General features: G+C 67.2%; 17 protein-coding genes. 10 read left to right on the top strand and 7 right to left on the bottom strand.

Annotation, left to right across the window (positions count from 1 at the left end; genetic code table 11):
• Positions 1-3 precede the first annotated feature (3 nt).
• From N5J29_RS06470 to N5J29_RS06450, 5 genes are read left to right on the top strand one after another with little or no spacing between them, the layout of a single operon-like run.
• Entirely contained in the window at positions 4-1347 is a 1344-nt protein-coding gene (locus N5J29_RS06470) for a sugar ABC transporter substrate-binding protein (RefSeq protein WP_080375242.1), read from the top strand.
• Positions 1344-2225 carry a sugar ABC transporter permease gene (locus N5J29_RS06465; RefSeq protein WP_065175483.1) on the top strand — a complete coding sequence of 294 codons (882 nt, stop codon included), beginning with the start codon at positions 1344-1346 and terminating at the stop codon, positions 2223-2225. The genes N5J29_RS06470 and N5J29_RS06465 overlap by 4 nt, the downstream gene beginning before the upstream one ends.
• The gene (locus tag N5J29_RS06460; RefSeq protein WP_053516890.1) at positions 2222-3058 is read left to right on the top strand and encodes a carbohydrate ABC transporter permease; all 837 of its coding nucleotides are present in this window, start codon (positions 2222-2224) and stop codon (positions 3056-3058) included. Before N5J29_RS06465 ends, N5J29_RS06460 begins: the two co-directional genes overlap by 4 nt.
• Positions 3055-6222 carry a discoidin domain-containing protein gene (locus N5J29_RS06455; protein ID WP_164152676.1) on the top strand — a complete coding sequence of 1056 codons (3168 nt, stop codon included), beginning with the start codon at positions 3055-3057 and terminating at the stop codon, positions 6220-6222. The genes N5J29_RS06460 and N5J29_RS06455 overlap by 4 nt, the downstream gene beginning before the upstream one ends.
• Before the next feature lie 2 nt (positions 6223-6224).
• A complete protein-coding gene (locus N5J29_RS06450; RefSeq protein WP_164152674.1) occupies positions 6225-7109 on the top strand; it encodes an endonuclease/exonuclease/phosphatase family protein in 885 nt (294 codons plus the stop codon).
• 111 nt (positions 7110-7220) lie between these two features.
• Here N5J29_RS06450 and rne read toward each other — a convergent pair whose 3' ends face one another.
• A complete protein-coding gene (rne, locus tag N5J29_RS06445) occupies positions 7221-10451 on the bottom strand; it encodes a ribonuclease E (RefSeq protein ID WP_164152672.1) in 3231 nt (1076 codons plus the stop codon).
• 408 nt (positions 10452-10859) lie between these two features.
• Between rne and N5J29_RS06440 the strand changes: the two genes are divergently transcribed.
• A complete protein-coding gene (locus N5J29_RS06440) occupies positions 10860-11834 on the top strand; it encodes an RluA family pseudouridine synthase (protein WP_065181953.1) in 975 nt (324 codons plus the stop codon).
• Positions 11835-12207: 373 nt separating this feature from the next.
• Here the strand turns inward: N5J29_RS06440 and zupT are convergent, their stop codons facing one another.
• The 3 genes from zupT to N5J29_RS06425 form a co-directional block, all read right to left on the bottom strand.
• Positions 12208-13017, bottom strand: coding sequence for a zinc transporter ZupT (gene zupT, locus N5J29_RS06435; RefSeq protein ID WP_111186415.1), 810 nt, complete (start codon positions 13015-13017; stop codon positions 12208-12210).
• Positions 13018-13113: 96 nt separating this feature from the next.
• Positions 13114-13527 carry an energy transducer TonB gene (locus N5J29_RS06430; RefSeq protein WP_053516898.1) on the bottom strand — a complete coding sequence of 138 codons (414 nt, stop codon included), beginning with the start codon at positions 13525-13527 and terminating at the stop codon, positions 13114-13116.
• Entirely contained in the window at positions 13524-13874 is a 351-nt protein-coding gene (locus N5J29_RS06425) for a 4a-hydroxytetrahydrobiopterin dehydratase (protein WP_053516899.1), read from the bottom strand. Before N5J29_RS06425 ends, N5J29_RS06430 begins: the two co-directional genes overlap by 4 nt.
• Before the next feature lie 90 nt (positions 13875-13964).
• On the opposite strand from N5J29_RS06425, the gene N5J29_RS06420 reads away from it, so the two are divergent.
• The gene (locus N5J29_RS06420) at positions 13965-14564 is read left to right on the top strand and encodes an NfuA family Fe-S biogenesis protein (RefSeq protein ID WP_053516900.1); all 600 of its coding nucleotides are present in this window, start codon (positions 13965-13967) and stop codon (positions 14562-14564) included.
• A 10-nt stretch (positions 14565-14574) separates the two neighbouring features.
• Positions 14575-16335, top strand: a complete 1761-nt coding sequence (locus N5J29_RS06415; protein ID WP_164152670.1) for a hypothetical protein — start codon at positions 14575-14577, stop codon at positions 16333-16335.
• 120 nt (positions 16336-16455) lie between these two features.
• On the opposite strand, the gene N5J29_RS06410 is transcribed toward N5J29_RS06415, so the two are convergent.
• Together N5J29_RS06410 and N5J29_RS06405 are read right to left on the bottom strand one after the other, a co-directional pair.
• Positions 16456-16869: a barstar family protein gene (locus tag N5J29_RS06410; RefSeq protein WP_164152668.1), complete on the bottom strand. Its 414-nt coding sequence runs from the start codon at positions 16867-16869 to the stop codon at positions 16456-16458.
• A complete protein-coding gene (locus N5J29_RS06405; RefSeq protein WP_053516903.1) occupies positions 16866-17324 on the bottom strand; it encodes a ribonuclease domain-containing protein in 459 nt (152 codons plus the stop codon). Before N5J29_RS06405 ends, N5J29_RS06410 begins: the two co-directional genes overlap by 4 nt.
• 218 nt (positions 17325-17542) lie before the next feature.
• Here N5J29_RS06405 and N5J29_RS06400 point away from each other — a divergent pair, with 218 nt between their 5' ends.
• A complete protein-coding gene (locus N5J29_RS06400) occupies positions 17543-18154 on the top strand; it encodes a superoxide dismutase (RefSeq protein WP_164152667.1) in 612 nt (203 codons plus the stop codon).
• 102 nt (positions 18155-18256) lie between these two features.
• Here N5J29_RS06400 and N5J29_RS06395 read toward each other — a convergent pair whose 3' ends face one another.
• A complete protein-coding gene (locus N5J29_RS06395; RefSeq protein ID WP_053516904.1) occupies positions 18257-19105 on the bottom strand; it encodes an endonuclease/exonuclease/phosphatase family protein in 849 nt (282 codons plus the stop codon).
• 164 nt (positions 19106-19269) lie between these two features.
• On the opposite strand from N5J29_RS06395, the gene N5J29_RS06390 reads away from it, so the two are divergent.
• A complete protein-coding gene (locus N5J29_RS06390) occupies positions 19270-20835 on the top strand; it encodes an oligopeptide:H+ symporter (protein WP_053516906.1) in 1566 nt (521 codons plus the stop codon).
• Positions 20836-20839 lie beyond the last annotated feature (4 nt).

Here is a 20839-nt window from a genome sequence, read left to right as displayed (position 1 = left end):
GCTGTGCAGAACTGGCTCCATCGCATGCGCCGCTGGGCGCTGCCGGCCCTGGCCGCGCTGGTCGTGGCGGGCTGCGCCCGTACCGAACCGGGCACCACCACCGTGCGCTTCTGGGCGATGGGGCGCGAAGCGGAAGTGGTCAGCGAGCTGATCCACGAATTCGAGGCCGAGAATCCCGGCATCAAGGTGGATGTGCAGAACATCCCATGGACCGCGGCGCACGAGAAGCTGCTCACCGCGTTCGCCGCCGATGGCCTGCCCGATGTCTGCCAGCTGGGCAACACCTGGGTTCCCGAATTCGCCGAGCTCGATGCGCTGACGCCACTGCAACCGTTCGTGCAGCGCTCGGCGGTGGTCGACCCGAAGGATTACTTCCAGGGCATCTGGGACACCAACGTGATCCATGGCGAGCTGGTGGGCGTGCCGTGGTACGTCGATACCCGCCTGATCTATTACCGCAAGGACCTGCTGGCCAAGGCCGGTTACGACCACCCGCCACGGACCTGGCAGGAGTGGAACGAACAGATGGCGGCGATCAAGCGCATGCAGGGGCCGAACCGCTATGCCGTGCTGATGCCGATCAACGAGTTCGAGCAGCAGCTGTCGCTGGCGCTGCAGCAACCCGATCCGCTGCTGCGCGACGACGATACCCGTGGCAACTTCTCCAGCCCGGGCTTCCGCCGCACGCTGGCTTTCTACGCCAACATGTTCGAGCAGGGCTGGGCGCCGAAGATGTCCGAGACGCAGATCTCCAATGTCTGGGATGAATTCTTCCGCGGCTTCAACGTGTTCTACATCTCCGGCCCCTGGAACATCCGCGAGTTCAAGAAGCTGCAGCCGAAGGCGCTGGAAGGGCAGTGGGGCACCGCCGCGTTGCCGGGCCCGGATGGCCCCGGTGCGGGCATCGCCGGCGGTACCAGCCTGGTGATCTTCCGCAAATCGCAGCAGAAGCAAGCCTCCTGGAAGCTGATCGAGTTCCTGTCGCGCCCGGAAATCCAGGCCCGTTTCCATTCGATCATCGGTGATCTGCCGCCGCGTCGCAGTGCCTGGGATGCACCGTCCCTGGCCGGTGATCCGCTGGCGGCGGCGTTCCGCGACCAGCTGGAGCGGGTCAGGCCGACGCCCAAGGTGCTTGAGTGGGAGCGCATCGTGCAGGAAATGCGCATCGTCACCGAAAAGGTGGTGCGCGGCGGGATGCCCCAGGACGACGCCGTGGCCGAGCTGGACCAGCGCGTGGACAAGGTGCTGGCCAAGCGTCGCTGGATGCATGAACAACAACGCCTGCAGGAGCGCGCGCCATCGCCGACGCGTTCAAGCAGCACCCTGGCCGATGGGGGCGCGCAATGAAACGAACTTCGCTGGCCGGATGGATCTTCGCAGGCCCCTCGCTGATCGTGCTGGGGGTGTTCTTCGGCCTGCCGGTCGCCTCGGCGCTGGCGCTCAGCGTCACCGACTTCGACCTGTACGCATTGGCCGACAGCAGCAACCTGCGTTTCGTCGGCCTCGGCAACTACATCGACCTGCTGCAGACGCCGATGTTCTGGAAGTCGCTGTGGAACACCAGTTACTTCGTGCTGATCGGTGTGCCGCTGTCGATCGGTGTGTCACTGGGCGCGGCGATGCTGCTGAACGCGCCTGCCGCGCGTTTCAAGGCGCTGTTCCGCACCGCGCTGTTCGCGCCGGTGGTGACCACGCTGGTGGCGGTGGCGGTGATCTGGCGCTACCTGTTCCATACCAGCTACGGCCTGGTCAACTACGGCCTGGGCCATCTGGGCATCAGCCCGATCGACTGGCTGGGCGATCCGAACTGGGCGATGCCCACCATCATGCTGTTCGCGGTGTGGAAGAACTTCGGCTACAACATGGTGATTTTCCTGGCCGGCCTGCAGGCGATCCCGCATGATCTGTACGAAGCGGCGCGGATCGACGGTGCCTCGCGCTGGAAGCAGTTCCTGCACATCACCCTGCCCATGCTCGGCCCGGTGCTGCTTGTGGTCGGAGTGATCACCGTCTCCGGCTACTTCCAGCTGTTCGCCGAGCCTTACGTGATGACGCGTGGCGACCCGCTGCAGAGCACGGTCAGCGTGCTGTATTTCATGTTCGAGGAAGGCTTCAAGTGGTGGAACCTGGGACGCGCCTCCGCGGTGGCATTCCTGCTGTTCCTGATCATCCTGGCGGTGACCACCGTGATGCTGCGCTTTGGCCGCAGGAGGCAGTTGGTATGAGTCGTGAAATCGGCCAGTCGCGCTGGCATCCGTGGTGGATCAACGGCGCGTTGCTGGTGCTGGCCCTGGTCAGCCTGGCGCCGCTGCTGTGGATGGTCTCGGTCTCGTTCATGCCGCAGGGCGAGGCCAGCCATTTCCCGCCTCCGCTGTTGCCCTCGCAGGTGACCACCCACAACTACCACGAGCTGTTCGCGCGTACCGGCATGGGCGGCAATTTCGCCAACAGCCTGCTGGTGTCGCTGGCGATCACGCTGGGTTCGCTGCTGCTCAATACGATGGCCGGCTATGCGTTCGCCAAGCTGAATTTCGTTGGCCGTGAGCGCCTGTTCCAGGTGTTGATGGCGGCGCTGGTCATTCCCGCCCAGGTGGCGATGCTGCCGCTGTTCCTGCTGATGAAGCAGCTGGGGCTGGTCAACAGCTTCGGTGGCGTGATCGTGCCGGCGCTGGCGAGCGTGTTCGGCATCTTCCTGGTGCGGCAGTACGCGCGGTCGATCCCGGACGAACTGCTGGAGGCCGCGCGCATCGACGGGGCAGGGGAGCTGCGCATCTTCTTCCAGATCGTGCTGCCGATGCTCAAGCCGGTGCTGGTGACCCTGGCGATCTTCACCTTCATGGGCGCATGGAACGATTTCATGTGGCCGCTGATCGTGTTGACCGATCAGGAGCACTACACTTTGCCGGTGGCCCTGGCCACCCTCTCGCGCGAACACATCATGGACGTGGAAATGATGATGGCCGGCGCGGTGGTTACCGTGGTTCCGGTGCTGGCACTGTTCCTGGTGCTGCAGCGGTACTACATCCAAGGATTGTTGCTGGGGAGCGTGAAGGGATGAAGGGTGCGATCGCCGTTGGACTGGGCCTGTTGTGGACCTCCCTGGCGATCGCCGCCCCTCCGGCGCTGCCGGCGCCGAAGGTGCTGGACGACTTCGACGATGTCAGTGCCTGGAAGCTGGTGCTGTCCGACCAGGTCAGCGGCTCGCTGCGCCCGGTCAGCGGCGCGGGTGGCGGCCGCGCGCTGTGCCTGGATTACGACTTCCACAACGTATCGGGCTACGTCGGCATCCGTCGCGCGCTGGCGGTCGAGTATCCGGTCAACTACCGCTTCGGCTTCCAGCTGCGCGGTGATTCACCGGCCAATGATCTGCAGTTCAAGCTGATCGACGCCAGCGGTGACAACGTGTGGTGGGTCAACCGCCCCGGTTACAGTTTTCCCAGGTCGTGGACGCCGGTCGAGTACCGGCGTCGGCAGATCGACAAGGCGTGGGGGCCGTCGCCGGAGAAGGAAATGGCGCGCAGCGCCGCAGTCGAGTTCACGATCTACAGCAAGGTCGGCGGACGCGGCACGGTGTGCTTCGACAGACTGACCCTGCAGGGCCTGCCCGCACGGGACGAATCGCCGCTGCGGCCGGAGGTGATTGCCGACACCGCCACGGCGCTGCAGGACCGGATGGTGGACGGCAAGAGCGATACCTTCTGGATCAGCGGTGGGGTGAAGCAGCAGACCATCAGCCTGGACCTGCACAAGAGCCGCGAGATCGGCGGCGCGGTGATCGACTGGCTGCCGGACCTGCAGGCGACCCGCTACACCGTGCGCACTTCCGTGGATGGACGCGACTGGCGCACGGCACGCGAAGTGACCGCCGGTGGCGGTGGCCGTGACTGGCTGGCGCTGCCGGATACCGATGCGCGCTATGTGCGCTTCGACCTGCAGGGAGGTCCGAACTGGCGCTATGGCATCCGTGACATCACGCTCAAGCCACTGGACTTCGCAGCCACGCCCAATGCATTCCTGTCGTCGGTTGCCGCTGATCTCCCACGCGGTGCGGTACCGCGCGCGTTCGTGGGCGAACAGCCGTACTGGACCCTGCTGGGTCTGGATGGCGGCCAGCAACAGGCGCTGATCAGCGAAGACGGTGCGCTGGAGCCTGCCAAGAGCAGCTTCAGCATCGAGCCGTTCGTCCGCCTGGATGGCAAGCTGATCGCTTGGAGCGATGTGGCCATCACCCAGTCGCTGCAGGATCGCTACCTGCCCATCGCCAATGTCGACTGGGTGCATGAGAAGGTGGGGCTGGCGGTCACCGGATTCGTGCAGGGCACGCCCGAGCGTGCGCAGCTGATCGGTCGCTACCGCCTGAGCAATCCGGACAAGGTGGCCCACGAGTACACGCTGGCGTTGGCCATCCGCCCCTGGCAGGTCAATCCGCCAACCCAGTTCCTCAACACCACCGGCGGCTTCAGCCGCATCGACAGCCTCGACCTCGGCGAGCAGCTGGTCCGCATCAATGGCGAGCCACGCATCTACCCGCTGCAGGTACCTGATGCGCGTTTTGCCACCTCTTTCGACGGCAAGCTCGATGCCATGCACCTCGCCTCGGGCAAGCTGCCGGCGACGACCACGGTGAAGGACAGCACCGGCATGGCGTCGGGCGCGCTGCTGTACACGATCACCCTGGAACCCGGGCAAAGCCGCGAAGTGGCGGTGGTACTGCCGCAGACCGGTGGCTGGGCGCCGCAGGCCGTGGACGTGGCAAAGGCGCAGCAGCAGGTTGCCGACATGTGGCGTGCCAAGCTCGGCGTGGTGTCGCTGCAGGTTCCGAAGGCGGGCCAGCCGATGGTCGATACGCTGCGCACCGCGGTAGCGCACATGCTGATCTCGCGCGTCGGGCCAAGCCTGCAGCCGGGCACGCGCTCGTATGCGCGCAGCTGGATCCGCGACGGCGCGATGATCTCCGAGGGGTTGCTGCGCATGGGCCGCAGCGACGCGGTGCGTGACTACCTCAACTGGTATGCGCCGTTCCAGTTCGAGAATGGCAAGGTGCCGTGCTGCGTCGACGCACGTGGCAGCGACCCGGTGCCGGAGAACGACAGCCATGGTGAGTTGATCTACAACATCGCCGAGTATGGCCGCTACACCGGCGACAGCACGTTCATGGAACTGATGTGGCCGCATGTGCAGGGGGCCTATCAGTACATGGAGCAGCTGCGTGCCAGCGAGCGCACCGAGGAGAACCGTGCACGCAACCCGGCCTTCTACGGGATGATGCCGGCCTCGATCAGCCACGAAGGTTACTCGGCCAAGCCGATGCATTCGTACTGGGACAACTTCTGGGCGCTGCGTGGCTACAAGGACGCTGCGCTGCTGGCGACCCAGCTGGGCAAGGTGGAGGCGATGCACATCGCCGAGTCACGCGATCAGTTCCGCGACGACCTGCAGGCATCGCTGCTGTCGGCCATGCAGCAGCACAACATCGATTACCTGCCGGGCTCGGCCGAGCTGGGCGATTTCGATGCGACGTCGACGACCATCGCGCTGGCGCCCGGGGGCGAGCAGGGCCGGCTGCCGCAGCAGGCCCTGGAAGCAACCTTCGAGCGTTACTGGAAGGAATTCGTCGCGCGTCGCGATGGCAAGCGCGAATGGAAGGACTACACGCCGTATGAGTGGCGCAACGTCGCCGCCTTCGTGCGCCTGGGCTGGCGCGACCGCGCCTGGCAGGCGACCGAGTTCTTCTTCAAGGACCGTGCCCCGCAGGCATGGAACCAATGGGCGGAAGTGGTCTCGCGGACACCGCGCAAGCCGTTCTTCGTCGGCGACCTGCCGCATGCATGGGTCGCGTCGGATTTCGTGCGCTCGGCGCTGGACATGTTCGCCTACAACCGCGACATGGATGAGTCACTGGTGCTGGCCGGCGGCGTTCCAACGGCCTGGCTGCAGGGTGACGGCATCGCGGTGCAGGGCCTGCGTACACCACAGGGGCAGTTGAACTATCGGCTGCGGCGCAGCGACAAGCTGCTGGTGCTGGAGGTGCAGCCCGGCCTGGTGCCACCGGCTGGAGGCGTGGTACTTCCGTGGCCCTACGCGGGTGAACCGGGTGACGCCACCATCAATGGCGCGCCGGGTGAATGGATCGACCGCGAACTGCATGTGCACGAACTGCCTGCCCGCGTCGAGATCGAAGTGCCGGCGGCAGTGCGTCGCTCCGAGCGCAAGGGACAGTAAGCATGGGTAGGAAGGCATGGCGTGCGCGCGCGGCAGCGTGCGCACTGGGCATGGCGATCGCGCTGGCGCTGCCTGCCGCGGCGATGGCGGACGTACCACCGGCGGACGATGGGGACGCAGCCGCCCGCGCGCCTGGCTTGGGCATGGTCACCTTCAACCTGCACCACGACCGCGAGGACTGGCCCAGCCGGCGTCGTACCATCCTGGCAGAACTCAAGCGCATGCAACCTGATGCCATCGCGCTGCAGGAAGTGATCCAGCGGCGCAACGTGCGCAACCAGGCGCAATGGCTCGCCAGCCAGCTGGGCTACCAATACGTGTTCGTGTCCACCGATCCGGTCGGCGCGCCCAAGCGCTACGGCAACGCACTGTTGACGCGACAGCCGATCCTCGCCCAGGGCGAGCACCTGCTGCTGCCGCTGGACGACTACCGCACCGTGGCGCACCTGCGCATCGAGGTGGAGGGCCGGCCAGTCAACCTCTATGCAACCCATCTCAATGAGCGCAGCGATGAAAGCGGCAAGCGCATCCGGCGGACGCAGGTGGAAGATCTGCTGCGCTTCATCGCCGCAACGTCGGATGGCGCGCCGGTGGTGATCGCAGGCGACTTCAACGCACTGGTCGATGCGGGTGACCTGAGCGAGCTGCGCAGCCACTATGGCGACAGCTATGGCAGCGTGCATGTGAACACCGACCTGGCGGCTGTCAGCACCCTCAACCGGCATTACTACCAGGCGCCCTCGCGGATCGATCACATCTTCTTCCAGCAGGATCAGCTGGTTGCACGGGAGGCCAGGCTTCTGTTCGACCAGCCGGATGACAGCGGGCGCTGGGCTTCGGATCATTACGGCGTCTGGACGCGATTGCAGTTCGCGCCGAAACCCTGAAGAACGACCCAGCGGCCTATCCCCGGTCGGCACGATACAGCCGGATGCACAAACAGAAACGGCGGGGATCATCGATCCCCGCCGTTCTGCTGTCACCCGATCAACGAGCGGTCAGTTGGCCGGCGGCGTGCGCTTGGCGGCCTCGTCGTCCTCTTCGTCGGCCTTGGCTTCGGCCGCCTGGGCGGCAGCATCGGCATGGCCATCCGCGACCGGGTCGAGGGTCGACGTCACGACGGCATCGGCGACCGGTGCAGGGGCGTCCACCGGCGGGGCTTCCACGGCTACTGGTGCGACCGGGGCTTCGGCAACCACGACAGGTTCGACGACCGGCTTCACTTCAACCACCGGGGCCGCCTCAACGGCCACCGGTGCGGTTTCAGGCACGGGCGCTGCTTCAACAGCCTCCGGCTTCGACTCCACGACGGGTGCAGGCTCGACCACGACCGGCTTCACGTCCACCACAGGGGCCGCTTCGGCCACTACCGGCGTTGCTTCGATCACCGGTGTGGCGTCCGCCGACGGGGTTGCCGCCGCCACGGGCTGTGCGGGTGTCGCGGCGTCGATGGCGTCGAGCATGCTGGTCTGCACCGGCGATGGCGCCGGTTCTGCCTTGGCAGCGGTCTCGACCGGTGCCGGAGGCGCGGCGGTCACCGGCGCGGCGGCTTCAACCACGGCGCTGCTGACCACGGCGGCCGGTGCGGCGGCGACAGCGGCCGCAACGCGGGCCGGCTTCTCGCCTTCGACGATGGACGGCTCGGCGTCGTCATCGAAGTCGAACTCCGGCTGCGAGCGGGCGGGCTGGGTGGCTGCAACCGGTGCTGACCCGGCAGCGTGGTCGACACGCGGCTCGGCGCTGTCGGTGCTGTCGGCGTCATCGCCTTCGTCACCGTCATCCTGGTCTTCGCCCAGCGGATCGGTGCCGGCCGCATTCTCGGCGCCACCACGGCGGCGGCGACGGCCACCACGACGACCACGACGACGGCGGGTCGCGCCTTCGCCGGCCTGCTCGCCCGTGGTGTCGGCAGGTGCCTCTTCGCCCGTCACGGCAGTGGCGTCACCTTCAACGGCGGTGACAGGCGCGACTTCGGCCGGCGCCGCGGTTTCGACCGGCGGCTGTGCGACCACCGGCGCGACCGGCGCCGTAGCCTCCCGCGCGGTCACCGCAGCAGCGGTGATGGCACTTGCCGCCACCGCAGCGGATGCCGTCGCCGTGTCGGTCTGGGCTTCTGCGGCACCACGCTGCGGCTTCTCGGCCGGCTTGTCGCCGTCCTGCTGCGGACGCGGCTGCTTCGGCTGCTTGAGCTTCGGCTGCTGCTGCGGGTTCTGGCCCTGCTGCTCGTTGCGCGGCTTGTTCTGCTGCTGCGGCTGCTGGCCGTCCTTCTGCTTGCCCTGCGGCTGGCCGTTGCCGTTGGTGTTGCCATTGCCACCCTGACGACCGTCCTTGCGCTGTTCGCCGCGATCCTTGCGGTTGCCGCCCTCCTTCTGCTGCTGCGCGTTGCCGTTGCCGCGATTGTCGTCGCGACGGTCCTTGCGGTCCTTGTTGCGATCCTTGTTGCGCTCCCTGCGGCCACCGTCCTGCTGCGGCTGGCGGGCGGCCGGCGGCGCCGGGGCGGGTGCCGGCTCACCACCGAACACGCGCTTGATCCAACCGATCACGCCACCGCCGGTCGACGGGGCGGCGGGCGCAGCCACCACCGGCGCGGGTGCCGCTGCAGCCGGCTCCACTTCCTCACGCACCGGGGCGGGGGAGGTGTGCTTGACCTGGGTCACCACCGGCGGCGGGATGTTCAGCTGGCCCTTGGTGAGGGCGTGCACAGGCAGCTTGCGCGGAGTGCCACGCTGGTAGCTCGGACGGCTGCTTTCCTCGCCCAGTTCGTTCTCACGCAGGCGGGTGACCGTGTAGTGCGGGGTATGCAACTGCTCGTCGGCGACGATCACGATCGGCGCTTCATGGCGCTGTTCGATTTCGCGCAGCGCGCTGCGCTTCTCGTTCAGCAGGTAATTGGCGATCTCCACCGGCGCCTGCACCAGCACCTGCCCGGTGTTCTCCTTCATCGCGTGCTCTTCGGCCACGCGGATGATCGACAGCGACAGCGACTCGACGCTGCGCATGCGGCCGTGGCCATCACAGCGCGGGCAGACGATCTGGCTCGATTCGCCCAGGCTCGGGCGCAGGCGCTGGCGGCTCATTTCCAGCAGGCCGAAGCGCGAGATGCGGCCGACCTGAACACGTGCGCGGTCGTACTTCAGCGCGTTGGCCAGGCGGTTCTCGACCTCGCGCTGATGCTTGTTGGAGGACATGTCGATGAAGTCGATCACCACCAGGCCGCCCAGATCGCGCAGGCGCAGCTGGCGGGCCACTTCCTCGGCCGCTTCCAGATTGGTCTGGAAGGCGGTGTCCTCGATGTCGCTGCCCTTGGTCGCGCGCGAGGAGTTCACGTCGACGGCGGTCAGTGCTTCGGTCTGGTCGACCACGATCGAGCCGCCCGACGGCAGGCGCACGTTGCGCTCGTAGGCGCCTTCGATCTGCGATTCGATCTGGAAGCGGTTGAACAGCGGGATGTCGTCCTTGTAATGCTTGAGCTTGCGCAGGGTCTGCGGCATCACCTGCTGCATGAACTCCCTGGCGTGCTCGTACATCTCCTCGGTGTCCACCAGGATCTCGCCGATGTCGGCGCGCAGGTAGTCACGCAGGGCGCGCACGATCAGGCGCGATTCCTGGTAGATCAGGAACGGGGCCGGCTTGCTCAGCGCCGCCTCGGCGATCGCCCGCCAGACGCTGAGCAGGTAGTCCAGATCCCACTGCAGCTCTTCCGCATCGCGGCCGACGCCGGCGGTACGGATGATCACGCCCATGTCGTCGGGAATGTTCAGCTTGTCCAGTGCGTCCTTCAGGGCAGCCCGGTCTTCGCCCTCGATGCGGCGCGAGACGCCGCCGGCACTTGGCGAGTTCGGCATCAGCACCATGTAGCGGCCGGCCAGGGAGATGAACGTGGTCAGGGCGGCGCCCTTGTTGCCACGCTCTTCCTTGTCGACCTGGACCACCACTTCCTGGCCTTCCTTGAGCAGCTCGCGGATGCCGGCCTTGTTGTGGTCGACACCGGCCTGGAAGTAGTCGCGGGAGATTTCCTTCAGCGGCAGGAAGCCATGGCGGCCACCGCCATATTCGACGAAGGCGGCTTCCAGCGAGGGCTCGATGCGGAAGATCCGGCCCTTGTAGATGTTGGACTTCTTCTGTTCCTTCGACGGCTGCTCGATGTCGATGTCATACAACGACTGGCCATCCACGATGGCAACACGCAGCTCTTCAGCCTGCGTGGCGTTGATCAGCATTCGCTTCATTGTTGCGTTCCTCGCAAGCGGCTACCGCGCGGAACGCCATGGGGTTTCGCCTCTGGATACGGCTCGCCCCCCATTCGCGCAAGCGCGGGGAGGGGGGCTTGGGTTTCCAGCGCTACGACACCACGGCAGGCCGCGGGAGCGCTTCACTCATATGGTTTTTGGGGTGTTGCAGGGCCGCAGGCAGCTGTCAGCCAGGCTGGAGCGCCACGCGGGACATGTTCAGCACGGTTGCGTGTCAGGCATCCGGCGATGGCCGGGAAGGCCGGTGAGCCGCTAACATGGCCGCCCCGCGGGCGGTGGTCGCGCACTGTGCCGGATTCGTCGGAAGCTGGGCTTCTGGCCCTGAGTAACTTCCAACGAAATCAATCCCTTATCTCGCCCCCCGAGTGTAACAGAATAAACAGCCTGATGACCGCCCAAGACCCCACCAAGCCAGCTGGCGACAAGCCATCCGTGCGCATGATCACCGTTCCCGCCGACCGCGCCGGCCAGCGCCTGGATAATTTCCTGCTCGGCCAGCTGAAAGGGGCCCCGCGCAGCCTGGTCTACAAGCTGGTGCGCAGCGGGCAGGTGCGGGTCAATGGCGGCCGCGCCAAGGCCGAGCGCAAGCTGGAGGCGGGCGACGAGGTGCGGGTGCCGCCGGTCCGTCTCACCGAGGAGGGAGACAAGGCTGGTCCTCCCGAGTCGTTCATGCGCCGTCTGGAACAGGCCATCGTCTTCGAGGACGCACGGCTGCTGGCGCTGAACAAACCCTCGGGCGTGGCCAGTCATGGCGGCAGCGGGATCAGCTTCGGCGCCATCGAGACCCTGCGCGCCCTGCGCCCGGGCCAGACGCTGGAACTGGTGCACCGTCTCGACCGCGATACGTCGGGCCTGCTGGTGGTGGCCAAGAAGCGCTCGGCGCTGAGCGAGCTGCAGGCGCTGCTGCGTGAAGACCATGGCGCCGGCATCCGCAAGCGTTACCTGACCCTGCTGACCGGACGCATGCCCGACGGGGTGATGACGGTGGACGCGCCGCTGCACGTGGGCCTGCGCCAGGGCGGTGAGCGACATGTCCAGGTCAATGCGATCGGCAAGGAATCGATCAGTCATTTCCGCGTGCTGGAGCGGCGTGGGGGCCATTCCTATTGCGAGGTGCGCATCGAGACCGGCCGGACCCATCAGATCCGGGTGCACGCCCAGCATCTGGGGCATGCGGTGGCCGGTGACGACAAGTACGGCGATCCTGCGGTGAACAAGCGGCTTCGTGAGCAGATCGGCCTGAAGCGGTTGTTCCTGCACGCGGCCTCGCTGGAGTTCGCGCTGGACGACGGCAAGACCCCCTACGTGCTGAACGCTCCGCTGGCGGATGAGTTGGTCGAGGCGCTGGACCGCCTGCGCTGACGGCGGTTCGGCGGCGCCGGGCGCTTGGTCGGCACCGTCGCTTCCCTGCGATGAGTGGGCTTGTCACTTTCTTTGCTCGTGCAAAGAAAGTAGCCAAAGAAACACGCCGCCATCCGCGCCGGCGCTGCGCGCCGGTGCCCTGCGCTCCTCGGCTCGCTACAAGGCGGACCTGACAGCCGCAGCGTAGACCCATACCCGCACGCAGCCCTTGTACAGTCGAGCCACGCTCGACTGACGCGCGCAGCGCGGGCTTCGCTTTTTCATTCTTTCATCGCGCGGCTGGCGCGCGCCTATAGCCTGTCAGAGCCTGGTCCAACCCCGGGATCTCGCTCCGCCAGCCGCGAGGGGGCTCAGCCCGTTGGTCGCAACCCGCTCACCACTTGAACAGCACCAGGCTGACCGCCAGCGTTCCCATGCCTGCAACCAGGCCGTACACCGTTTCGTGACCCTTGGCGTAGCGCTTGGCCGCCGGCAGCAGTTCATCCAGGGCCAGGAACACCATCACGCCGGCGATCAGGCCGAACACCCAGCCGAACGTGGCGTGCGACAGCGATCCGGACAGCAGCCAGTAGCCCAGCATGGCCCCCACCGGCTCGGCCAGGCCCGACAGCAGGCTGGCGCCGAACGCATAGAGCTTGTTCTGGGTGGCGAAGTACACCGGGACCGCGATTGCGATGCCCTCGGGAATGTTGTGGATGGCGATGGCGAAGGCCAGCGGCATGCCCACCGACGGGCTTTCCAGCGTAGCGAAGAAGGTCGCCAGCCCTTCCGGGAAATTGTGTGCGGTGATCGCCACCGAGGTCAGCAGCGCGACCCGCTTCAGGTACTCGCGGCTGTTCTCGCGGAACGCAGGGTCCTGCTTGTCCAGGCTGTCGTGCGGATTGGGAATGAAGTGATCGATCAGCACGATAACGATCACACCGGCCAGGAACGCCAGCGTGCCGTAGGTGAAGCCGGTGCGCTCGCCATAGGCCAGGGCGAACGACGCGATGGACTTGTTGAGGATCTCCGACAGTGACACGTAGACCATCGCGCCGCCGGCGAAGGCCAGGCCGAACGCCAGCAGGCGCGGGTTGGGGCGGCGCGAGAACAGCACCAGCAGGCTGCCGATGGCGGTCGCCAGGCCGGCCGCGAGGGTGACCGCCAGCGCGATCCAGATGTTTTCGGGGGGGATCTGCAGCATGTACCGACGCGGTCCTGGTCAACAGACAACCGCCCCGGGCACTGCCGGGGCGGCAAGGGCGAGGCGGGCGTCGGCTGGCCTCGTCATGGTGTGCGGTCAGCCGCCGCGGCGCAGGCGCTCTTCCACCGCGAAACACTGGTCCGGCTTCGGCTGCGGCGGGTTGAAGCTGACCGGCACCTGGATGGTGGCGGGCACGGCCTGCCCATTGCGGGTGGCGGCCTTGAACTGCCAGCCCTGCACGGCATTCCTGGCCAGCTCATCCAGCTGCGGGTTGCCCGCGCCGCTCAGCAGGGTCACTTCGCTGGGCTTGCCGTCGGTGCCGATGGTCACCTTGAAGGTGCTGGTGCCGCCTGTACCGGTACAGGCCAGCTCGAGCGGGTACTGCGGTGGCGGCGTCTTCACCGCAGCCACCTCGGTCGGCGGCGGCACGGGCGGCGACGGCTCGGAGGCGCCACAGCCGGCGAGGCCGGTCACAGCGATCAGGGACAGGCTCAGCACTCGCACATTCATGGCAGTTGCTCCGTGAGGGCCGATGTCTTGGCCGCGCAGATGAAGTCGTTCTCGCTCAGGCCGCCGACGTCGTGGGTCGAATAGCGCACCACGGCGCGGTCGTAGTGCACGCCCAGGTCCGGGTGGTGATCCTCGTGGTGGGCGATCCAGGCCAGTGCATTCACAAAGGCCATGGTGGCGTAGTAGTCCTTGAAGCGGAAGGTGCGCAGCAGCGCCTGGCCGCCCTCGGCCAGTTCCCAGCCGGGAATCTGCGGCAGCAGCTCGGCCAGGCGGGCCTCGCCCAGCTTGTGGTCGCTGCCTTTGCGCGGCACGCAACGGGCCTGGGCCAGTGGAATCAGGTCGGCCATGGGAATCTCCACCTCGTGTTGACTGAACAATGCGCCGGACGGTGTATAAACCGAATGAGCGGTTGACACTTACTTGGCTAGAATAGCCTGATGATCCAGATCTCCGACACTGCCCAGACCCATTTCCGCAAGCTGATCGAACGCGAGGGCGCGCCCGGCATGGGCGTACGCCTGAGTGCGGTCGATCCCGGCACTCCGCGTGCCGATGCGCGGCTGGAATTCGCCGAACCCTCGGACCTGCACGGCGACGAGTGGGCCGTGGACTGCGACGGGTTCACCCTGTATGTCGACGCCGGCAGCGTCGGCTGGCTCGATGGCGCGGAGATCGACATCGTGGCCGGCGCGGCAGGTGCCCAGCAGTTGACCATCAAGGCGCCGCGCATCAAGGGCGAAGCGCCCGGGGATGCCGCTTCGCTGGTCGAGCGTGTGCACTGGGTGGTGGAGAATGAAATCAATCCACAGCTCGCCTCCCATGGCGGCAAGGTCGCAGTGCAGGAAGTCTCGGCCGAGGGCGTGGTGCTGCTGCGTTTCGGTGGTGGCTGCCAGGGCTGTGGCATGGCCGATGTGACCCTCAAGCAGGGCATCGAAAAGACCTTGATGGGCCGGGTGCCCGGCGTGACCGCAGTGCGCGACGCGACCGACCACGACAGCGGCCACGCACCGTACATCCCGCGCGGCAACGCCGCCTGATCGCCGACGCGTGCCTCTGCCCAGAGCCGAGCAACTCATCGACCTGCTGCTGGCGCGCCAGCAGCAACCGATCATCCTGGAGAAGAACACGCGCCTGCCTTATGGCTGGGCGCTGTGGCTGCGCTCGCTGAGCCCGTTGCCACGCCCGTTCCATGCCCGCGAGGTGATCGCGGTGCTGCTGCCCAGGCCTCTGCCGGGACGCCCCGGGACGCTGCCGGCGCTGCCCCGCTGGCAGGCGCTGCGGCGCCTGTTGTGGCAGGACTGGGAGCCGGCGCCGCGTGACCAGCGCTGGATGCGCTGGACGTCGGCCGTCGCCAGTGCATTGCTGCACCTGCTGTTCTTCCTGCTGCTGCTGTGGGTGGCGGTGATCCGCACCTCGGTGCCCGCCGAGCAGGGATCCGACGGTGAGCGGGTGCAGATCGAGTTTGTCGGCCGCGCCAGCCAGGAGGGCGGAGGCGACCAGCCCGGCGCCGAATCGGCTGCAGCAGCTGCAGCCGGCCGCACGGCTGCAGGAGACGCGGCAGGATCGGCAACTGCGCCGCAGCCGCGACCGGTCGCGGCGCGCCCGCAGCCATCCCCTGCTGCGGCCCCCGCTGCCGCCAGTACGCCTCCGCAAGCCATGCCGACCGAGCCGGCCCCACCGGCCACGCCGCCGCCTTCGCCGGTCCAGGCGACCGACGTGGCGCAGGCCACGACCGATTTCGTGGTGCCGCCGGTCAGCGTGCCGCGCACCGAAGTGAGCATCGTGCCGCGCGACACAACGCCCAGCGTACGCGAGCGCAGCGTGCAGCCGCTGGAGGCGCCGCCCACACCGCAAGCGCTGCGCACACCGGATGTGCAGGTGAGGGTGCCGCAGATCCGCCAGCCGCAGGTGCAGGAACGTGAGGTGGGCATCGTGGAGACACCCGTTGTGGCTCCGGCGGTGCGCGCAGCGGAAGTACCGATCCGCGTTCCGCAGCAGGATGTGCAGGTGCGCGAACGCGAAGTGCAGGCGGTTGTCGATCCGCAGGTGCGGATGGCGCCGATCGCAGGCCGTGAGCCTGCAGTACGGGCGCCCGCGGGCCGCGACGTGCAGGTGCGCGAACGTGAGGTGGCGTCTGCACCGGTCGCTTCGCCTGCGCCTTCCAGTGGCAGTGCCGCAACCTCCGCCCCCGCAGCCCAGGGCAGCGCGGCTGCGGTGAGCAGTCCCGCGGCGCGCCCATCAGCCGCCGCCACGACACCGGCACAGGCCGGTGCCCGCCCGACACCGACCCCGGGCAACTGGGCTACGCCGGCCCGGGGCGACGACTGGGGGGCCTCGGATCGCACTCGTGATGGCGCCCGCAGCGGCGCCGCGCAGGCGAGCAGCGCGGGCCGGGGCAACGGCCTGTTCAACGCCGACGGCAGCGTGCGTGTACCGGGGCAGGACGGCCCCGGCAATGCGGAGCGTGGCGCTCCCGGGGGGGACAACGACGGCTGGAGCAAGGAACGCATCGCCCAGTCGGGGACATGGCTGAAGCGACCGCCCTACGACTACACGCCCACCTCGTTCGACAAATACTGGGTGCCGCAGGAGTCGCTGCTGGCCGAGTGGGTGCGCAAGGGCGTCAAGGCGATGGAGATTCCGCTTCCCGGCACCAGCACCCGGATTTCCTGCGTCATCTCCATTCTGCAGGCGGGTGGCGGCTGCGGCCTGACCGACCCGAACATGCAGGACCAGCCGGCCGTGGCCCGGCCGCCGCCGGATATCCCGTTCAAGAAGGAACTGCAGGAAGACAATGGGAGCCGCTAGCGGCTCCCATTGTCCACGCATGTTTCCTTATCCCCGCGCCGTTGGCGCGCCCCCTTGAACAACAAGGGAGCTCTTCGCCGGAACCATTGCGGGCGGCCGGCCTTGGTCGGCGTCGCCCCTTTACCCGCTCTGTGACAGGAACACCCAGAACGGCACGTCGCGGCCGACCCAATCCCGGCTGGCTTCGTCCAGCACGTCGAGCAGGGTGTCGAAATCCTTGGCTGCGCCAGCGCGCAGCGCGTCGACATCCGCCAGGAACAGCGCATAACCGCTGGCCGGCAGCCACTGCAGGTCGCGAAGATTGTCCGACAGGGCATCCCAGTTGCCGCCGAAACCGGCCGGGAAGTCCAGCTGCGCGGACAGCCGCGCCAGCAGGGTGCGCTTGTCGGTCACGCCCTCCAGATCGATGCGGATCACCTTCAGGCCGGCATCGCGCATGGCCGCGGCAAGCGCGCCGATGTCCGCGCTGTCGATGGCATACACGCCGGCGTTGTTGATGTCGTGCAGGCCGAGGCCGAAATCATCGTGGCTCATCGAGCGTCTCCGGGGGATGGAACGGTGAAGCTGCGGAATGAGCCGTAATGGTCATCGGTGTAGTACCACGCCTCTGCTGGATCGCCGCCCGTGACGATGCGGCGTGCCCCCCGGTTGCCCGCACCGGGGGTGTCGACCGTGTACTCGCGGTAGTAGCCACGCGGCCGCTGCGGCAGGCGCTGCTCGCGGTTGCCGAAGGTGCTGCCATCCTGGCGGTGCGGGAAGGGCCCGCCCCGCTGGATCAGGGTGATGGTCTGGCGTGCTTCGGCGGGAAGGAAGGCGGGCAGGCCGCTGCGTGCGCCATCGCCGTGTGCCGGGGTCGGGGCACTCCGGGCCGGAGCGCCCTGCAGGTCCGGCGCGAACTGCGGTGCCGGCGGCCGCTGCATGACGTGGTTGACGACCAGGCCGAGCAGCAGCAGGGCGATGGCAGTGATCAGCAGCCGGGGGTTGCGCATGGGCACGAACGGGTGAGGGTGGTGCATGCACTGTAGCGCCTGTGCGCTGCACGCTGCATGAGGAACCGCCGCGTCACCGCTGCGTAACAATTGCCGGCATGCTCACCGGCAGGACGCAATTTCCTTTACATCCCCCTTGGTAATCTAGTCGTCTGTCCCCATCATTCACCGCGCTACACCCGACACCGTCGGGTGCCCTCGCAATCAGGAGATGCATCATGGCCTATACCCTGCCCAAGCTGTCCTACGCCTACGACGCGCTGGAGCCGCATATCGACGCGGCGACGATGGAGATCCATCACACCAAGCATCACCAGACCTACATCAACAACGTCAACGCGGCGCTGGAAGGCACCGAGTACGCTGACCTGCCGGTGGAAGAGCTGGTGAAGAAGCTGAAGTCGCTGCCGGAGAACCTGCAGGGCCCGGTGCGCAACAACGGCGGTGGCCATGCCAACCACTCGCTGTTCTGGACGGTGATGGCGCCGAACGCGGGCGGCAACCCGGTGGGCGACGTGGCCAGGGCCATCGACAAGGACCTGGGCGGTTTCGACAAGTTCAAGGACGCCTTCACCAAGGCGGCGCTGACCCGCTTCGGCAGCGGCTGGGCATGGTTGAGCGTCACCCCCGACAAGAAGGTCGTGGTGGAAAGCACCGGCAACCAGGACAGCCCGCTGATGGAAGGCAACACGCCCATCCTCGGTCTGGACGTGTGGGAGCACGCGTACTACCTGAAGTACCAGAACCGTCGTCCGGAATACATCGGCGCGTTCTTCAACGTCATCGACTGGAACGAAGTCGAGCGCCGTTACCAGGACGCGATCGCCTGAAGGCGGTGACGGGATGACATGAGAAGGCCGGGGGAGACCCCGGCCTTTTTGTTTGCCAGCTTCTGGACGTCGGGCGGGACCTGGTGGGTGCCGAGGGCGGGCCTATTCCGCGGTGGCCGTATCGCCCTGCAGGCGCAGGGTGGCCATCATCCCCAGGCGCAGTCCAGGCAGCTCGCCGTCGGCCGGCAGCAGGATGGGCTGCTGGCGGATGCCACCGAAATGCTTGACCTGGAACAGGACATCCAGGCCATGGCCGCTGGCGCCGCCGGCACCGGAAGCTGACGCTTCCGCCCGGCCGCCCGGGCTGCGCCGGGCCGGCTGGAAGCCCGGCGTAGCGCGCACCAGTTCCACCGTGCCGGCGGAAAAATCGCCTGCGATCACACTGGGCAGGCCTTCGGCGGTCGCACTGATCCAGGCCATGAGATCGCTGGTCTGGTGCTGGCGGGCCGCCGCTTCATCCGGCTCCGGGCGCAGGCGGGTCACGTAGACATTGACCAGGGCCTCGCCCAGCCGCAGCCGCATCATGCCCGCCGCGCTGAACGTACCGGGCGGGTGCAGCAGGGTCACACCATCCTCGCTGACCGGCAGCCGCGTCAGCATCGCATTGCCGTGCCGCAGCGGCTGGCTGGGCGGGTCGGCCGTGACGAAGTCGCAGCTGTAGCGCAGCCGGTTGGCCAGCCAGCAGGCCGGGTTGCGCCCCTGCTGCTGCCGTACCTGCTGCACCGAGATGACGTCCGGCTGCAGCTCGGTCAACAGCTGCGCCACCTGTTCGCGGCGTTGCTTCCATTGCGCATCGTCCCGCCCGGGCAGTTCCAGGGCCGCCACGGTCAGCTGCCGGGCCTGCGCGTCGAGGGTCGCGGTGTCCGCGGCCTGTGGCCGCGCCGGTGCCGGCAATGCAAGCAGCAACAGGCAGCAGCCGAGCAGGGGGCGGACGAGGACGAGGGCGCGCATAACGATAAGTTTACGCTTTTGTCGTGCAGGTGCCGTGACTTCCGGCAGGGCACCGGTACCGCCTGCCATGGATCGGCGGCGCTGTCATGCAGCCCCGCAGCGTGCTTCCAGCCCGCAGGTTCCGGTAACCTTGCGGCTTTCGCTTTGCAGGAATGCCTTACAGGATGAGCCACGACGCAGTCGCCCCCATCGCCGGCCAGGGAAAGATGCCGCGCCAGATCCCGTACATCATCGGCAATGAGGCCTGCGAACGGTTCAGCTTCTACGGGATGCGCAACATCCTGGTGCAGTTCCTGATCACCTCGCTGCTGCTGCAGGAAATCACTGCGGAAGGCCGTGCCGGTGAAGCCAAGGACATCATGCACAGCTTCATGATCGGCGTGTACTTCTTCCCGCTGCTGGGCGGCTGGCTGGCCGACAGGTTCTTCGGCAAGTACCACACGATCCTCTGGTTCAGCCTGGTCTACTGCGCCGGCCACCTGTGCCTGGCGCTGTTCGAGAACAGCCGCCAGGGCTTCTTCCTCGGCCTGGGCCTGATCGCGCTGGGTGCCGGTGGCATCAAGCCGCTGGTGGCCTCGTTCATGGGTGACCAGTTCGACCAGAGCAACAAGCACCTGGCCAAGCTGGTGTTCGATGCCTTCTACTGGATCATCAACTTCGGCTCGCTGTTTGCGTCGCTGCTGATTCCGCTGGTGCTGAAGAACTGGGGCCCGCAGTGGGCGTTCGGCATTCCGGGCATCCTGATGTTCGTGGCGACCTTCGTGTTCTGGCTTGGCCGCAAGCGCTACGTACTGGTGCCGCTGCCGCCGAAGGACCCGCATTCGTTCGCCAACGTGGCGCGCACGGCGCTGACCGCGCGAGTGGCGGGCCAGGGCCGTCCGGGCCTGGCGATCGCCGTGGCCGGCCTGGTGCTGGCGGTGGCATCGTTCGGCCTGGTAGGCTCGTTGGGCATCGTGATCTGCCTGTGCCTTGCGCTGGTGGCGATTCTGGCTGGTGTCGGTGGCGGCACCTGGCTGCAGCTGGACCGCGCCCGCGCGCACCATCCGGCCGAAGCCGTGGAGGGCGTGCGTTCGGTGCTGCGCGTGCTGGTGATCTTCGCGTTGACCACGCCGTTCTTCTCGCTGTTTGACCAGAAGGCCTCGACCTGGGTGCTGCAGGGACAGCAGATGCAGATGCCGAGCTGGTTCACCGCCTCGCAGATGCAGGCGCTGAACCCGCTGCTGGTGATGATCCTCATCCCGTTCAACAACCTGGTGCTGTACCCGGCCCTGCGCCGCTTCGGCTTCGAGCCGACCGCGCTGCGCCGGATGACCGCCGGCATCGCCTTCAGCGGCCTGGCCTGGATCGTCGTCGGCAGCATCCAGGTGGTGATGGATGGCGGCAATGCCATGTCGATCTTCTGGCAGATCCTGCCGTACGCGCTGCTGACCTTCGGTGAGGTCCTGGTGTCCGCGACCGGCCTGGAGTTCGCCTACAGCCAGGCGCCCCAGGCGATGAAGGGGGTGGTGATGAGCTTCTGGAACCTGACCACCACCATCGGCAACCTGTGGGTGCTGCTGTCCAATGCGGCCGTACGCAACGAAACGGTGACCCACCAGATCGCCGGCACCGGCTTGAGCGAGGCGGCGTTCCTGATGTTCTTCTTCGCCGGCTTCGCCTTCATCGCGGCGTTGGCCTTCGGTTGGTACGCGAAACGCTATCGTATGGTCGACAACTACCGCGCTGCCTGAGCCT

Source organism: Stenotrophomonas sp. GD03680, from assembly GCF_029844625.1.
Classification (GTDB): Bacteria; Pseudomonadota; Gammaproteobacteria; order Xanthomonadales; family Xanthomonadaceae; genus Stenotrophomonas; species Stenotrophomonas maltophilia_P.
Note: the sequence above shows the minus strand (reverse complement) of the source record. Positions and strands in the feature narration are given on the sequence as shown.

Excerpts from the sequence above, each read along its gene's own strand:
- N5J29_RS06430 (WP_053516898.1), bottom strand. The coding sequence starts at position 13,527 with ATGAATGTGCGAGTGCTGAGCCTGTCCCTGATCGCTGTGACCGGCCTC.
- N5J29_RS06400 (WP_164152667.1), top strand. The coding sequence starts at position 17,543 with ATGGCCTATACCCTGCCCAAGCTGTCCTACGCCTACGACGCGCTGGAG.
- N5J29_RS06420 (WP_053516900.1), top strand. The coding sequence starts at position 13,965 with ATGATCCAGATCTCCGACACTGCCCAGACCCATTTCCGCAAGCTGATC.
- N5J29_RS06425 (WP_053516899.1), bottom strand. The coding sequence starts at position 13,874 with ATGGCCGACCTGATTCCACTGGCCCAGGCCCGTTGCGTGCCGCGCAAA.
- N5J29_RS06440 (WP_065181953.1), top strand. The coding sequence starts at position 10,860 with ATGACCGCCCAAGACCCCACCAAGCCAGCTGGCGACAAGCCATCCGTG.
- N5J29_RS06460 (WP_053516890.1), top strand. The coding sequence starts at position 2,222 with ATGAGTCGTGAAATCGGCCAGTCGCGCTGGCATCCGTGGTGGATCAAC.
- N5J29_RS06405 (WP_053516903.1), bottom strand. The coding sequence starts at position 17,324 with ATGCGCAACCCCCGGCTGCTGATCACTGCCATCGCCCTGCTGCTGCTC.
- N5J29_RS06450 (WP_164152674.1), top strand. The coding sequence starts at position 6,225 with ATGGGTAGGAAGGCATGGCGTGCGCGCGCGGCAGCGTGCGCACTGGGC.
- N5J29_RS06455 (WP_164152676.1), top strand. The coding sequence starts at position 3,055 with ATGAAGGGTGCGATCGCCGTTGGACTGGGCCTGTTGTGGACCTCCCTG.
- N5J29_RS06390 (WP_053516906.1), top strand. The coding sequence starts at position 19,270 with ATGAGCCACGACGCAGTCGCCCCCATCGCCGGCCAGGGAAAGATGCCG.
- rne (WP_164152672.1), bottom strand. The coding sequence starts at position 10,451 with ATGAAGCGAATGCTGATCAACGCCACGCAGGCTGAAGAGCTGCGTGTT.
- N5J29_RS06465 (WP_065175483.1), top strand. The coding sequence starts at position 1,344 with ATGAAACGAACTTCGCTGGCCGGATGGATCTTCGCAGGCCCCTCGCTG.
- N5J29_RS06395 (WP_053516904.1), bottom strand. The coding sequence starts at position 19,105 with ATGCGCGCCCTCGTCCTCGTCCGCCCCCTGCTCGGCTGCTGCCTGTTG.
- zupT (WP_111186415.1), bottom strand. The coding sequence starts at position 13,017 with ATGCTGCAGATCCCCCCCGAAAACATCTGGATCGCGCTGGCGGTCACC.
- N5J29_RS06410 (WP_164152668.1), bottom strand. The coding sequence starts at position 16,869 with ATGAGCCACGATGATTTCGGCCTCGGCCTGCACGACATCAACAACGCC.